Raw genomic sequence first — 15,758 nt, forward strand, 5'->3', positions numbered from 1 at the left:
AGGAGACATTTTGATCACATCTTTCATCGCATCGTTCCGAACTGTTGGCAGTTTCTCGCCCTGGGACAGCGATGTGCCGATCCGCGAAGAGCTCTTCAGCGTTGATCGATTGGAGCAGCATGCACAAACGTTGGCAGTTGCCCAGACCATCTCCGCAAAATCGCCGCGCGTACCGTCTCTCGTTCGACGCCTGAAGGTCAATTCCGCGATCCTGCTGAAAGCTCATCAAACGATCGCCCTGGCGCTTGATGAAGGCCGCTTCATAACGCCTGCCGCCGAGTGGCTGGTCGACAACTATCATGTGGTCGCGGCACAGGTGCGAGAAGTTCAAACAGATCTGCCGGACGGATACTACCGCTTGCTGCCCAAGCTGGCAGACGGGCCTTTCGCCGGCTATCCCCGCGTCTTTGGCCTTGCTTGGGCCTTTGTGGCACATACCGACAGTCATTTCGATCCCGCCGCCTTGCAGCGCTTCGTTCATGCCTATCAGCGTATCCAGCCGCTGACGATCGGCGAACTATGGGCAATCGCCATCACCATTCGTATTGTTCTGGTGGAAAATCTACGCCGCTCCGCCATCCGTATCATTGCGGCCCGCGCCGGGCGCCAGAAAGCTGACGAGCTGGCCGATCGGCTGCTCGGGACCAAGGACATCCCTCCTGAAGCCGTATCCGCTGTCCTGGACCCTTTAGGCGGCCAGATGCTGCCCCCCGCCCTGGCGGTGCAGCTCGTGCAGCGATTGCGCGACCAGGATCCCCGCGTGACGCCCGCACTGGACTGGCTTGAAACACATCTTGCGAAATGGAACACGTCCTCCGAAGCGATCGTGCGGGAAGAGCAGCAACGTCAAGGCGCATCGAACCTGACCGTGCGGAACATCATCACCAGCATGCGGCTGGTGTCTGGCGTGAACTGGGCAGATCTGGTCGAAAGCATCAGCCTCGTCGACGCAGTTCTCGGAAAGGACAGCCTGTTCAATGAGATGGATTTTCCGACACGCAATCTTTACCGGAGCGCCATCGAGGAGCTTTCACGAGGCTCCGATACCGCAGAAATAGATGTTGCCCATCACGCGCTGGCGCTTGCCGATAAGGCGAAACGGCGGCCGATCACTCCCGCCGATCCGGAAATCCCGCGCCAGCATGAGCCAGGTTTCTATCTGATTGCCGACGGTCGTTCCGCACTTGAGGCCATCATCGGCTTCCGGGTTCCACGGCGGCTGCGATTCAGACGCTTTCTGGTCGGCCGTGGTATTGGTGGGTATGTTGCCAGCACAGTCTTGCTGGCCCTCCTTCTCCTCGCCCTACCCATGATCCTGTTGTCGACATATCATATCGGCGATGGGATGATGGTGCTGCTGGCCTGCCTTGGTTTTATCCCGGCACTCGATCTCGCCACGGCGCTCATCAATCGTGATGTTACCCGAGGATTTTCACCCGTCATCCTGCCTGGCATGGAATTGATCGACGGAATTCCGGATCACCTTCGCACGATTATCGTCATGCCAACGCTGATCACCAGCAAAGCCGCCATCGCGGAACATATCGAGCGGTTGGAAATTCACTACCTGACCAGTCCCAGGGGCGGCGTCTATTTCGCCCTGTTGTCCGACTGGCAAGATGCAGCGACAGAACATCGGGAGGGCGATGATGCTCTTCTGCACCTAGCTAGCGAAGGCATTGCTGCCCTCAACCGCCGCTATCCAGCCGATAATAAGCGTTTTATCCTGCTTCACCGTCGGCGCATCTGGAATCCGGCGCAAGGGCAATGGATGGGATGGGAGCGAAAGCGCGGGAAGCTGCATGAACTCAATAGATTGCTGCGTGGGGCCACCGACACAAGTTTCATAAGCACTGGCGATGTGGCGTCCCTGGCGCCAGCCAATATTCGCTATGTCATCACCCTGGACGCCGACACAAAGCTTCCCCGTGAGGCCGTTCGACGCCTCATCGGCAAGATGGCCCATCCGCTGAATCATCCGCGCTTCGATGTCGTCGCCGCTCGCGTCATGGATGGCTATGGCGTGCTGCAACCGCGTGTCACACCTTCCTTGCCCATGGGTCGCGAAGGCTCTCTATTCCAGCGGATGATCTCCGGTCCCGGCGGTATCGATCCATATGCGGCCGCAACGTCCGACCTGTATCAGGATCTTTTCGGTGAAGGCTCCTTTACAGGCAAAGGCATTTATGACCTGGACGCTTTTGAAGCATCACTCGCCCAGCGTATCCCGGAAAATACGGTCCTCAGTCATGATCTGTTCGAAGGTGTCTTTGCCCGCGCGGGTCTCGCATCCGACATCGAAGTCGTCGAGGAGTTCCCGGCCCGCTATGACGTGGCCGCTGCTCGCCAACATCGTTGGGCGCGCGGAGATTGGCAGTTGCTCCCCTGGCTGCTGCGCCATGTCCTCCACGGCGGAACAAACAAGCGTGATGCTTTGCCGGCCATGGGTTTCTGGAAAATGGCTGACAATTTGCGACGCTCACTAGCGGCACCCACAATGCTGGCCGCTCTTATCGCCGGATGGACCCTGCCGCTACGAGTGTCTGCCATATGGTCGCTCTTCTTGTTGGCAACGATGGCTACCTCCGCCCTTGTTCCGCTCTTTTCTGCCATCATCCCGCACCGCTTCAATGTGACGGCGCGCAGCCATATTCGCGCGCTCGGCAGTGACCTCCGCATGGTAGCGATGCAGATCGTCAGTCAAATTGTCTTCCTCCCACATCAGGCTTGGCTGATGTGCGATGCAATCCTGCGGACACTGTATCGCGTCTATTTCAGCCATCGGGCTCTCCTGGAATGGATCACTGCGGCTCAGGCGACCGTCGGTCGCAAATTCCGGTTCTCTGCCTTTCTACGGCAGATGGCTGGTGGCCTGGCGCTGTCGTTTGGTGCTTGGTTGGCCATCCGGCTAACGGATTCGCCAGCATGGCCAATCGGTTTTCCCATTATTCTCTGTTGGGTTCTTTCGCCTGTCGCCGCATACTGGATCAGTCGATCTCCCCGCGATGCAGGCCGCTTGGCTATCGCAGCGCCCGACATGCAGGTCTTGCGGCTCATTGCTCGTCGGACGTGGCGCTATTTTGAGACTTTTGTCACTGTCGACGACCATATGCTGCCACCGGACAACTTCCAGGAAGATCCGAAACCGGTACTCGCCCACCGCACCTCGCCTACGAACCTTGGCCTCTATCTCCTATCTACAGTGAGTGCGCGGGATTTTGGCTGGCTAGGCCTGCAGGACACAGTGGCGCGCTTGACTGACACCCTCGCAACGATGGAGCGCCTCGAGAAGTATCGCGGGCACTTCTTCAACTGGTATGATACGCGCGATCTGCGCCCGCTCAATCCCAGATATATTTCGACGGTTGATAGTGGCAATCTTGCCGGACACTTGATAGCTGTCGCCAATGCCTGTCGACTCTGGCGCGAACAACCCCGGCTTGGCGCAGACCGGATTCTGYAGGGTATTTCCGACGAAATGCAGCTAGCTAGAAGCTCGCTGCATGAGCTCAATCCGACCTCGTTGCCGGACGACATCTTTTCAGACCTGTCGATCCTCATCGAGCGCGGCCGGGCCGATCCAGAAAATCTCGTCTCTGTCTTGGCGGACATCTTGCCGGCGATTGCAGCTGCCAAAACGCGCGCCGGTGGCCCGGATAGCAATACCGATCTCCTGTTCTGGATTGGCTCTTTGGAACGGACAGTCAGTGGTCATCTCCACGACATGACTTTATTGGCCACCGCCGCGGACGCTTGCGCTGACCAGCTGACGGCAATTGAGGAGCTGGCCCGGCGATTGGCGTTTGCCATGAACTTCTCGTTTCTTCTGAATGAAGAACGGGAGCTCCTGTCGATCGGCTACCTGGTTGGAGAGGGCATCCTTGATCCTAGTTGCTACGACCTGCTCGCCTCGGAAGCACGTCTGTCCAGCCTGTTCGCCATTGCCAAGGGCGACGTGGCGACCAGCCACTGGTTCCGGCTCGGGCGAACCGTCACGCCAGTCGGTGCCGGAGCCGCTCTTATCTCTTGGTCTGGCTCCATGTTCGAGTATCTGATGCCATCCTTGGTCATGCGCGCACCGGCCGGAACTCTCTTGGAGCGCACCAACCGTCTCGTTGTGCGACGCCAGATCCAATATGGCAAGCAGTTAGGTCTGCCCTGGGGTATTTCAGAATCAGCCTATAACGTTCGCGATCTTGAGTTTACCTATCAGTATTCGCCATTTGGCGTACCAAGCTTGGCTTTGAAGCGGGGATTGGGCGAAAGCAGCGTCATTGCTCCCTACGCAACGGCACTGGCCCTGATGGTCGACCCGGCTGCATCGCTCCAGAACTTCGCCCATCTCTCGAGAATTGGGGGGCTAGGGCGCTACGGCTTCTATGAGGCCATGGATTTCACTCGCAAGCGCCTTCCGGCCGGACAGGACGTTGCTATCGTTCGCGCTTTCATGTCGCATCACCAAGGCATGAGCATCGTCGCAATTGCCAACGCTCTATTCGATGGGGCCGCGCGATCACGGTTTCATGCCGAACCGGTCATTCAAGCGGCTGAACTCCTTCTGCAGGAGCGAACCCCGCGCGACGTGGCGCTGGAGCGACCTAAGGTTGAAGAGATCGCGACGTTGGGCAAGGGCTTGGATTTCGCACCAGCAAAGATAAGGCGTTTCACTTCGCCACATAGTGCTATCCCTGAGACGCACCTCCTTTCCAATGGTCGCTATGCGGTCATGCTGACTGCTTCTGGTTCCGGTTATAGTCGCTGGAAAGATCTCGCTGTATCCCGCTGGCGCGAAGACGTGACGCGCGATGATTGGGGTAGCTACATTTTCCTGCGCGACTGCCAGACTGGCAAGGTCTGGTCGGCAGGCTCGCAACCCAGTGGGGTCGATGCAGACAGATACCGTGTCGCCTTTGCGGAGGACCGTGCCGAAATCATCCGTCGCGACGGCTCTTTGACGACGACGCTGGAAGTCGTCGTTTCCGCGGAAGACGATGCAGAAGTGCGGCGCCTGTCGATCACAAACGCTGCCGGACAGTCGGCGGAGATAGATGTCACATCCTATCTCGAACTTGTCCTGGCGCCGCCGGCGGCCGATTCTGCCCATCCAGCATTTTCAAAAATGTTTGTCCAGACAGAGTATCTATCGACTCTCGGTGCCCTAATTGCCACTCGGCGACAACGTTCGCCGTCTGAACCGCAGATCTGGACGGCCCAAATCATGGTCGTCGAAGGCGATGCGGCCGGGGAGCTGCAGATAGAAACCGACCGCGCCAAATTCCTGGGTCGGGGCCGCAATCTGCAATCCGCCGTCGGCATGACACAAGATACCCTGTCCGGCACGGTAGGTACGGTGCTTGATCCCATCTTTGCCATGCGACGCCGCCTGCATATTCAAGGTCGGTCAACCACCCGAGTGGCATTCTGGACCATTGTCGCCTCTTCCCGAGAGAAGCTGCTCGACCTGATTGACAAGCATCAAGACGCCAATGCGTTCCAACGCGCAGCCACCTTGGCCTGGACGCAGGCGCAAGTGCAGTTGCGGCACCTAAATGTCACATCTGAAGAAGCCAACACGTTCCAGCAACTCGCCAGTCACATTCTCTATGCCAACAGTGCCCTTCGTCCGGCGGAAGAAATGATTCGCCGCGGCAGGGGCCCACAGTCGGGTCTCTGGTCCCAGGGTATTTCCGGTGATGCACCAATTGTCTTGCTCCGCATCGATGACATCGAGGACATCGCGGTCGTGCAGCAGGCTCTGCGTGCCCATGAATATTGGCGTATGAAGCAGATCTCGGTAGACCTGGTCATTCTCAATGAACGGGCGACCTCCTATACCCAAGATCTTCAGCTTGCGATCGAGGCTGCGGTTCGGGCCAGCCAATCACGACCGGCGCCTGGCGAAACTCCTGGCCGGGGCGCTGTGTTCATCCTCCGCGCTGACATCATCTCACTGGAAATGCGCAGTCTTCTGGCCGCGACGGCGCGCATCATGCTGATCGCCCGGCGCGGTGCACTACAAATCCAGCTGGACCGGATCAGAATGGCGCTACCCTCCGCGATAGCACGGAACCACAAGCGCCCTGAGATCGGCGGCATGCAGGTGGAAGACGCCTTCGATACATCGACCCTCGAATTTTTTAACGGTCTCGGTGGGTTTTCCGACAATGGGCGTGAATACACAACTTTTCTGACAGCGGAAAGAAGGACGCCGGCGCCTTGGATCAATGTGATCGCCAACCCCAACTTCGGCTTCAATGTCGCCACCGAAGGAACCGGTAATACTTGGTCGATCAATAGCCGGGAACATCAGCTGACACCCTGGTCAAACGATGCCGTCAGTGATCCAGCTGGCGAAGCCCTTTATATCTCTGATCAGGTAAGCGGCGACATTTGGGGCCCGACCGCCCTGCCCGTGCGCCGTGAGGGAGCCAGCTATATTGTCAGGCATGGGCGCGGCTACACCCGGTTTGAGAGTATCGCGCACGGTATCGCAACAGACCTGGTGCAGTTCGTTCCACTCGTCGATCCGATCAAGATCTCCCGACTGGTCCTGACAAACACCACAGACCGCGTTCGACACCTGTCAATCACCGCTTATGTAGAATGGGTGCTGGGTGCTCTACGTAGTTCGACTGCGCCATTTATCGTTACCACCCTCGATAACGAAACTGGCGCGCTGTTCGCGAAAAATAGCTGGAACGCCGCCTTCCAAGGAAATGTCGCCTTCTTCGATCTGGCAGGCGCTCAAGCCGAATGGACTGGCGACCGACGAGAGTTCATCGGGCGCAATGGCGGTCTTCATGAACCCGCAGGTTTGACGGACGGTTTGGTATTCTCGGGAAATGTGGGGGCCGGGTACGATCCCTGTGGCGTACTCAAGACTGAAATCGAACTTGCCCCCGGCTCCAGCCGTGAAATTGTGATCCTCCTGGGCGACGCTGCCGGCGAGACAGCAGCACGCGCCTTGATCAAACGCTACCGTACAGTTGATCTCAATACGATCTTTGCGGATGTTTCCCACCATTGGGATGACGTACTGGGCCAGATGCAGATCAAGACACCCGACCGTGCGATGGACGTCATGCTCAATGGCTGGATGCTCTACCAGACCCTCGCCTGTCGCTTCTGGGCACGGTCCGGCTTCTATCAGGCGAGCGGTGCTTTCGGCTTCCGCGACCAGCTACAGGACGGCATGGCACTGGCAACAACACGGCCCGATCTCACGCGCGTCCATCTCCTCCGTGCCGCCGGCCGGCAATTTGTCACTGGCGATTTTCAGCATTGGTGGCTGCCACCGCTAGGACAGGGTGTTCGCACGCGCATCAGTGACGATCGCGTCTGGCTAGCCTACACCACCGCGCACTATGTCGAGACGACCGGCGATCGCGCCATCCTCGATGAGATTCTACCTTTTCTGGATGGTCCGACTTTGGCGCCGGGTGAACATGACGCTTTCTTCCAGCCCATGATCTCTGAGGAGAAAGCGTCGCTCTACGAACATTGCGCCTTAGCCCTCGACCGCAGTCTCGAGTTGGGCGCACATGGCCTGCCCCTGATCGGTACAGGTGACTGGAATGACGGCATGAACCGGGTAGGCGAGGACGGCAAGGGGGAAAGCGTATGGCTGGGTTGGTTTCTATACACAACTCTGATGACCTTTGCAGATCTGGCCTATTCCCTTGGCGATCTGGCACGGGCGGGCGCATGGCGGGCACACGCTACTGAGCTACAGACCGCCCTGGAAGAGGAGGCCTGGGACGGCAACTGGTATAGGCGTGGCTATTTTGACGATGGCAGCCCACTCGGCTCCTATCTCAGCACAGAATGCCAGATCGATTCCATCGCACAATCCTGGGCAGTTCTTTCCGGTGCCGCCGCACCAGATCGTGCCGCGCAGGCTATGGCCTCGCTTGAGCAACAGCTGATCAATCGCGCCGATCAGGTCGCTATGCTGTTTACCCCACCTTTTGATCACTCCCTGCAGGAGCCGGGATACATCAAGGGCTACCCGCCCGGTCTGCGCGAAAACGGTGGACAGTACACCCATGCGGCTACCTGGACCGTGCTCGCCTTTGTCAAACTTGGTGACGGAAAAAAGGCGGCTGATCTTTTCAATCTTCTTAATCCCATCAATCACGCCCGTACGCCGGAGGCCGTCGCCCGTTACAAGGTGGAACCGTATGCCGTCCCCGCAGACGTGTATTCGGTAGCACCCCATGTCGGCCGTGGCGGTTGGACCTGGTATACTGGCTCGTCCGGCTGGCTCTATCGCGCTGGGCTTGAGGGCATCCTTGGCATCCGCAAGATTGGCGACGAACTTGTTATCAACCCCTGCATCCCGCCTGACTGGCCAGGCTTTGAGGTCACGTACAAATTCAAGACAGCGACTTACAATATCGCAGTCACGCGCTCGGATGGCGGCGCCGTCGTGGTCAAGCCCGCCCACATCCAGTTGGTCGACGACGGCGCCATCCACGATCTCCACCTGGCAATCGCATAGAAATACCCCCGGGAAAGATGCCCCCGGGGGTCAATATCATCGCACGATATCGGTAGGCCTGTGTCAGTGCATCGACTAGCCGTTCAGCTTACGACGCCGGTAGGCCACAAGCGCCATCCCCCCAAGCGCTGTCCCGAACAATAGGAGCGCCGGTGGTATCGGCACCGCACTGACCGCAATCCGGTATTGGTAGGCATTGCCCATGGGACCGGTATCGCCTCGTACCCGGAAGAAGTAATCTCCTGCAAGAAGATTAACATAGCTGAATTCGATGCCAGTCCCCGACGGGTCAACATAGGTACCAAGCGAGGTCGTCGGTGCAAGGTCATTGTACAGATCGAGCTGGAAGTTGAACGAGTCCAAAGGCACGCCATACAGCAGTGTCAGATCGGAGATTGAGCCGGCAAGGCTTGTAAACAAGCCAACCAACGAAAATGATATGTGATCATCGAAGCCAACGATGTCCGTACTGAAATTGGCGACAAAGCCGGATTTTGTGTCTCCAGCAGCCAAGCTACCAAGCTCAAAGGTCGATGCAGACGCACTCGGCGCGCCCAGGCCAAGTACCAGAAATCCAGCTAATGCAATCGTACGAATGTTTATCATTCTTACCTCCCTCTCAAAAAAATAATGACCCAAGGATACATCTCCGCAGCAGTCTGAGTGGCAGACATATCTGTGGTAACTATGCAAAGACGCTGATCACATCTTCTTTCCTCGCGGCAATCCGCCCGTTTTCAATGGTAAATCCGTCATGCCTGCTGTCCCAACTGCCACCTTCGGCTTGTCCTGCTTTGGCTTCTTTTGTTCACGATTGCCACGTTTCTGAGTCTTGCTCATGCTGTTCTCCTATGGATTGCGCCGTCTTGTCGATCGCACGGTCCGGGTCATCTGCGACGACTTTTCCCCGCACACTCAACAGCAGGTACGCAGGAAGGTTGCCGATAGGTCGGAGAAGAAAGGAGCGGTGCTGTCTTTAAGTTCGCATACGGGCGACCGCGTCCCCACTTAAGGAGTCAGCGTTGGAAAACAGTCGAATGTGTCGGACGGCCTGCGCTCAAGGAAGACAGACATGACCATGCGCACGACAAGAACCTCTATTACTTTTGCGCATCCATTCTATTTGGATGGTTTCGATAAGGCCTTTCCGGCCGGCGAGTATTCGGTCGACACCGATGAAGAAACGCTGCCGGATGTATCTTTCCCAGCCTACCGCCGCGTAGCGACCATGATACAGCGCGTCACCCCCGGCAGCCCGCAGCCGATAGCATCCATTGCGACGGTCGACCCTCATGAATTGGCGGCAGCGCTATTCAGCGATAGGACGGCCGCACCGGCAACAGCGCTCGATTTGCTGCCTAAAATGCCGGCCTACGGCTACTTTTCTGATCGTGACGGTGGAGGCTAGGTATTTTCCGAGCCTTCACGGCCGATTGGTGCAGCTGTACCGTCCTTCTATTCTGAAGAAGGATATATTGTGAGCGCAAGCAACCATTTGACGCTGGATGCGAGTCTCAAGACGATTGAGTACCGAGACAAAGCAGATGCCGTCGAAGATCGTGACCTGAAAGGCCAGTTCACAGAATTGTCTGCGCGCTACGCCGAACTCGCGGCAAGGCAGGAGGGTCGTCCCGTCCCGAAGGCCTCCAAGCGGTAGAGTCGGCGATGCTGCATTTTCGCGCGAATGGGCCACCCTTGTGGCACGCTTGAGCAACAAGCCTTATTGTAAATGATCATTTTGCGTTCTGCCGCGTGCGATCCGCGTAGCGACCCGCGCCCCGGGCCCGTTCACCAGGATCTTGCGATATAAAAGCCGCCGGCCCATTTCCCAAGGCCGGCGGCTTTACCTATTTATGATTTATGATCGATCGTTGATTCAGCCGCTGGGATCGGCACTTCCACCAGACCCAAGGCGCGTTGCAACGCTCGCGCAAGCTCAAACTCATTAAACGGCTTCTGCAAGACCACCGAGCTGGGTGGTAGGTCCTGGTCATGCAACGACATGCCGCTCATGAAAATGTGGGGGATGAACTCTGTCTGCAGAATCTCGGTTGCCGCAGAGATACCGCTGTCCATCCCGAGCCTGGCGTCCACCAGCATAAGGTTTGGTCGATACTGCACTGATGCTGCAAGCATGGCTGCAGCACTGTCGACGACCGCACAAACCTCGTATCCCATCTGTGTAAGGAGATCGGAAAGATGTAGGCCGATCAGCGCATCATCCTCGGCCAGCAGGACGCGAACTGGTTTCATTTCAGCAAAGGACTGGCCCCGCGCAGATGACTCGATTGCATATCAGCGCTCGGGCCTTTCGTTCTTGGAGTCAGTGACATGGCTTGGTTCTTTCATTTGGGCTGGCTGAATCGCCCAACAGAAAAGGCGACCGAAGCGGGATAGTCGCAATTCGTTTACACACTAGTCACTGCCAAGGTGATGGCGCCACCATCGGAAACTACCTATGCACACGGCGAGGTCAGCATAGCTTGACATTAATGACCGTAAAGCAGCTACTGCAATGCAATAAGAGACACATACCGTTAATCGTATTAATATAGTACCGGCATGATCCTCCAATGCGGAGGATACCTCTCAACAGATAGGCATCGAGATGTCGGGGCGTCATCACGATGAGGTGGTTTTGAGTGCATCTGGGGCGAGCGATGGCCCTGGACCTGCGCTCCTGCCGTCCCGTCATCCAGGCGATTTCACGGTCGTTGGCATAGGCGCGTCCGCGGGCGGTCTTGAAGCTTGCCGCAAACTTCTCGCCGCCCTTCCTACACCGACCGGCATGGCATTCATCCTGGTTCAGCATCTTGATCCACACCATGAAAGCCTGATGGTCGACCTGCTCGCTGGCTACACCGCATTGGCGGTGCGACAAGCAGCCGATGGCATGACGCTTGAACGCGAGAATCTCTATGTCATTCCGCCCGGAACCTATCTTTCTGTGATAGGCGACGCGTTACGCCTTTCCAAGCCGCAAGAACGTCACGGCGCCCGCCTCCCCTTCGACTTCCTCTTGAAGTCTCTGGCCGAAGCCTGCCAAGCGCGCGCCATCTGCGTGATCCTGTCGGGCACCGGCGCCGACGGGAGCATCGGCCTTAAAGCCGTGAAGGAACAAGGCGGGCTGGTGATAGCCCAAGATCCGGCGGAGGCCGCCTATGACGGCATGCCGCGCAATTCCATCTCGACAGGCGTCGTCGATCTAATTCTGTCTCTGGCAAAAATTCCGGAAGCTCTGGTCAATTTTGATCGCCGTATGGGACGTGTCCGGGCGGGACGCAGTCAAAGGCCGCAGCCGACCGTGCGGAACTGGCTAGATGAGATCGTGACTCTGTTACGTGAGAAAACAAGCCATGACTTTACCTTGTACAAGACCGGCACACTACAGCGCAGGATCGATCGGCGCATGGCGATGGCAGCGGTTGAGACAGAAGGCATGGAACATTATCTCAGTGTCCTCAGGAACGACCCTAAGGAACTGGAGCTACTTGCTCGCGATTTGCTGATCAACGTCACCAGCTTCTTTCGAGACGCAAAGGTATTTGAGTTTCTCTCTATGAGCATCATACCTGATCTCATTCGCAAACACCCAATCGACCAGACATTTCGCATCTGGGTCGCCGGCTGCAGCACAGGCGAAGAAACCTACTCCCTCGCTATGCTCTTTCTCGAAGAGATCAAATCACAAAACCGAACCATCAAGCTGCAGGTCTTTGCCTCCGATGTCGACGCCGACGCCGTCGTCAGTGCGCGCGAGGGCATGTACCCTGAGACGATTGAAGCAGATGTCTCCTCGGCCAGGCTGGCGCGATTCTTTGTCAAGGAAGACCACGGTTACCGAGTCATCCCGGAGCTCCGCGCCGTGGTGGTCTTTACGGTGCAAGACGTGCTGGCCGATCCGCCCTTCTCGCGCCTCGATTTCGTATCTTGCCGCAATCTGCTGATCTATCTGCTGCCCGAAGCGCAAGCCAAGGTCATTTCCCTGTTTCACTTCGCTCTCCGGGAAGGTGGCATACTGCTGCTCGGCAACGCCGAAACCATCAGCAACGGAGGCGGTCGCTTTGAACTGATCTCGAAAACGGAGCGGCTTTACCGGCATATCGGTCGCAGCCGCCCGGGCGAGTTCGCCTTCCTTAAGAATAGCAGTGACGGCGTGCGCGTTCCCCTGCGCGCTGGACTTGGCCAACCGCCATCCCGGCAGACAGCGCTGGCCGATCTTTGTCGGCGCCTAGTAATGGAAACTTTGGCCCCGGCGGCGATCCTGATCAACCAAAAGGATGAATGCGTCTATTTCCTGGGCAAGGCCGAGCGCTATCTGCGCGTGGCGCCTGGACATCCAACGCATGATCTGCTCGCCATGACGCCCCAAGGGATGCGTACAAAGCTTCGTTCCGCAATCCAACAGGCGCGCCAGCGCAATGCGCGCGTCGTGATCAAGGGTGCCTTGCTCGATCGAGACGATACTTCGGTTGCCTTCACTATCGATGCCCAACCAGCGCCGATCGATGGCGAGGATTTGCTACTGATCTGTTTTGTGGATGAACCGGCGCCGGGAAAGGGTGATCTTATCCAGGCAACGCCAGAAAACGCACCACGCATCGCTGAACTTGAGCGCGAGCTCGACGAGACTAAGATTGAGCTACGGGGCGCTATCCACAATCTCGAAATCGCTGCTGAAGAGCAGAGAGCGATCAATGAGGAAGCGCTCTCAGTCAATGAGGAGTTCCAATCCACCAATGAAGAACTGCTCACCTCAAAAGAGGAGCTGCAATCACTCAACGAGGAGTTGACTGCCCTCAACAGCCAGCTTCAGGAAACACTGGAACGGCAGCGCACCACGTCCAATGACCTGCAGAATGTCCTCTACAGTACAAATGTTGCCACGATTTTCCTTGATACCGATCTCAATATTCGCTTCTTCACGCCTGCTACCAAGTCTCTTTTCAACGTTATCCCGGGCGATATCGGCCGGCCCCTTGCCGATCTCCGGTCCCTGGCGACCGACATCTCTCTGCTGGCCGACGCCCAGACCGTCCTCCATGAGCTTGAACCGCTGGAGCAGGAAATTGCGGGTCAGGGCGACTCTTGGTACATCCGTCGTATCCTGCCCTATCGGACTGACAACAACGGCGTTGAGGGTGTCGTCATCACTTTCACCGACATCACCGAACGCAAGCGGACGGCAGAAGCATTGGAAGCCGCCAAACTGCAGGCAGAGCGCGCTAATATCGCGAAGTCGCGGTTTCTTGCCGCCGCCAGTCACGACCTCCGGCAACCTCTTCAGACACTGGCGTTGGTACAGGGTCTCCTGGCCAAAATGGTCGAGGGCGCACCAGGAGAAAAGCTGGTGACCTTGCTCGATCAGACCCTTGGCGCCATGTCCGGCATGCTGAACACGCTGCTGGACATCAACCAGATCGACGCTGGCATCATTCAGGTGAAGGACAGCCGATTCTCGATGAATATGTTGTTCGATCGTTTGAAGGACGAATTTTCCTATCACGCCCAGGTGCATGGGCTGGAACTGCATGTGGTTCCCTGCAGCTTGGATATTGTCAGCGATCCTCTTTTGCTGGAACAGGTCATTCGCAACCTGCTTTCGAATGCCCTCAAATACACAAAAAAAGGCAAGGTCCTGCTGGGCTGCCGCCGCACGCGCGACAAACTTCATATCGAAATTTGGGATACTGGCATCGGTATGCCGAGTACCGAGCTGCAGGCAATTTTCCAGGAGTATCATCAACTCGATAATGTGGCCCGGGAGCGCAGTAACGGCCTTGGGCTCGGCCTCTCAATTGTGCAGCGACTTAGCGCATTGATGAATCACCATGTCACGGTTCGCTCGTGGCTCGGCAAGGGCTCCGTGTTTTCCATCGACATAGACCTGCCCACCGCCTCTGCGGGCCTTTCGCTGGATCTGGGGAGGCCAGAGATACGTGGTCCCGCGAAAGCTGTTGGTGGTCGCACCGGCACGATCCTAATTGTCGAAGATGACCCGGAAGTGCGTGATCTTCTTGACCTGTTTCTCAAAGGCGAAGGGCACCTTGTCGCGACCGCCCGTGACGGTGTCGAGGCGATTGAGCATTTGCGGCGCGGCAACCTGCGGCCAAACCTCATCGTCGCCGACTACAATCTGCCCGGCGACCTCAACGGCTTGGAAGTAACAAGGGCGTTGCGCGAGAAATTGCATCGAGACACGCCCGTGATCATTTTGACGGGCGACATTTCGACCGGGACATTGCGGGACATCGCACTGGCGCGCTGTCTGCAACTCAACAAGCCCGTCAAGGTCAAGGAGCTGAACGAGGCAATCCAACGGCTGTTGCCCGAACCGATAGCGCATCCTGAACACCCCGCATCGATCAGCCCGGACAAAGCGGCCACACCGGTCATCTTCATCGTCGATGACGACGCCCTGGTGCGCCAGGCGATCCGTAGTGTGTTTGAAGATCAAAATTATGTTGTCGAGGACTTCCCATCCTGTGAAGCCTTCCTGGCGCACTATACGCCGGGCGGCAAGGCCTGCCTGCTGATCGACGCGTATCTGCCTGGTATGAGCGGGCTGGAACTCCTGGAGCAGCTCAAGGCATCTGACAGACAGTTGCCATCGATCATGATCACCGGCGACAGTGACGTTTCAATGGCTGTCCAGGCGATGAAAGCGGGGGCTCTCGACTTTATCGAAAAGCCAATCGGGCGAACCGATTTGCTGGCGGGTGTCGAGCGCGCTTTTGAACGATCGCGCGATGCCAGTAAGCTCCTCGCCTGGCAGACGTCGGCGGCCGACCGCCTCAGCAGCCTCACGGCACGCCAGCACGAAATCATGGAACTTGTCCTTGCCGGGCGACCTAGCAAAATCATTGCCGCCGAACTCGGCCTCAGCCAACGCACGGTCGAGAACCATCGCGCCGCAATCATGAAGAAGACCGGAGCAGCCTCTCTACCGGAACTGGCTCGATTGGCATTGGCGGCCAACTGGAGCGACACCAAGCCTCTATCTGTCGAGCCCAAGTCCGCGCATTGAGCACGCGACCTGAATCAAAAAACCCCCGCGCTTTTATTGCGCGGGGGTTTTGTGTTGGTTGCGGGAGYAGGATTTGAACCTRCGACCTTCAGGTTATGAGCCTGACGAGCTACCGGGCTGCTCCATCCCGCGTTAAGTCTTTGGCCGGGGTTTTATGCCCGGTAGCATTGTTTGTCCGCGTTGCGGACGGGGACTGCTCCATCCCGCGTTAAGTCTGTGGCCGGGGTTTTA

At 57.5% G+C, this 15,758-nt stretch carries 6 protein-coding genes and 1 tRNA gene; 3 read left to right on the forward strand and 4 right to left on the reverse strand.

Annotated features, from left to right (window positions below):
• Nucleotides 1-10 precede the first annotated feature (10 nt).
• Nucleotides 11-8,500 carry a GH36-type glycosyl hydrolase domain-containing protein gene (locus AC1DWZ_RS15295; RefSeq protein ID WP_477169780.1) on the forward strand — a complete coding sequence of 2,830 codons (8,490 nt, stop codon included), beginning with the start codon at nucleotides 11-13 and terminating at the stop codon, nucleotides 8,498-8,500.
• Nucleotides 8,501-8,575: 75 nt separating this feature from the next.
• Here the strand turns inward: AC1DWZ_RS15295 and AC1DWZ_RS15300 are convergent, their stop codons facing one another.
• The gene (locus tag AC1DWZ_RS15300; RefSeq protein WP_477169781.1) at nucleotides 8,576-9,106 is read right to left on the reverse strand and encodes a hypothetical protein; all 531 of its coding nucleotides are present in this window, start codon (nucleotides 9,104-9,106) and stop codon (nucleotides 8,576-8,578) included.
• Between the two features lie 96 nt (nucleotides 9,107-9,202).
• On the reverse strand, nucleotides 9,203-9,340 hold the full coding sequence (locus tag AC1DWZ_RS15305) for a hypothetical protein (RefSeq protein ID WP_477169782.1): 138 nt from the start codon (nucleotides 9,338-9,340) through the stop codon (nucleotides 9,203-9,205).
• Between the two features lie 232 nt (nucleotides 9,341-9,572).
• Here AC1DWZ_RS15305 and AC1DWZ_RS15310 point away from each other — a divergent pair, with 232 nt between their 5' ends.
• Entirely contained in the window at nucleotides 9,573-9,908 is a 336-nt protein-coding gene (locus AC1DWZ_RS15310) for a hypothetical protein (RefSeq protein ID WP_477169783.1), read from the forward strand.
• Nucleotides 9,909-10,351: 443 nt separating this feature from the next.
• Here the strand turns inward: AC1DWZ_RS15310 and AC1DWZ_RS15315 are convergent, their stop codons facing one another.
• Nucleotides 10,352-10,753, reverse strand: a complete 402-nt coding sequence (locus AC1DWZ_RS15315; RefSeq protein WP_477169784.1) for a response regulator — start codon at nucleotides 10,751-10,753, stop codon at nucleotides 10,352-10,354.
• Between the two features lie 355 nt (nucleotides 10,754-11,108).
• Here AC1DWZ_RS15315 and AC1DWZ_RS15320 point away from each other — a divergent pair, with 355 nt between their 5' ends.
• Complete coding sequence (locus tag AC1DWZ_RS15320) at nucleotides 11,109-15,527, forward strand: chemotaxis protein CheB (RefSeq protein WP_477169785.1); 4,419 nt, start codon at nucleotides 11,109-11,111, stop codon at nucleotides 15,525-15,527.
• A 55-nt stretch (nucleotides 15,528-15,582) separates the two neighbouring features.
• On the opposite strand, the gene AC1DWZ_RS15325 is transcribed toward AC1DWZ_RS15320, so the two are convergent.
• Nucleotides 15,583-15,659, reverse strand: a tRNA-Met gene (locus tag AC1DWZ_RS15325).
• Nucleotides 15,660-15,758: the final 99 nt, after the last annotated feature.

Source organism: Dongia sp. P2_B8 (assembly GCF_056404715.1).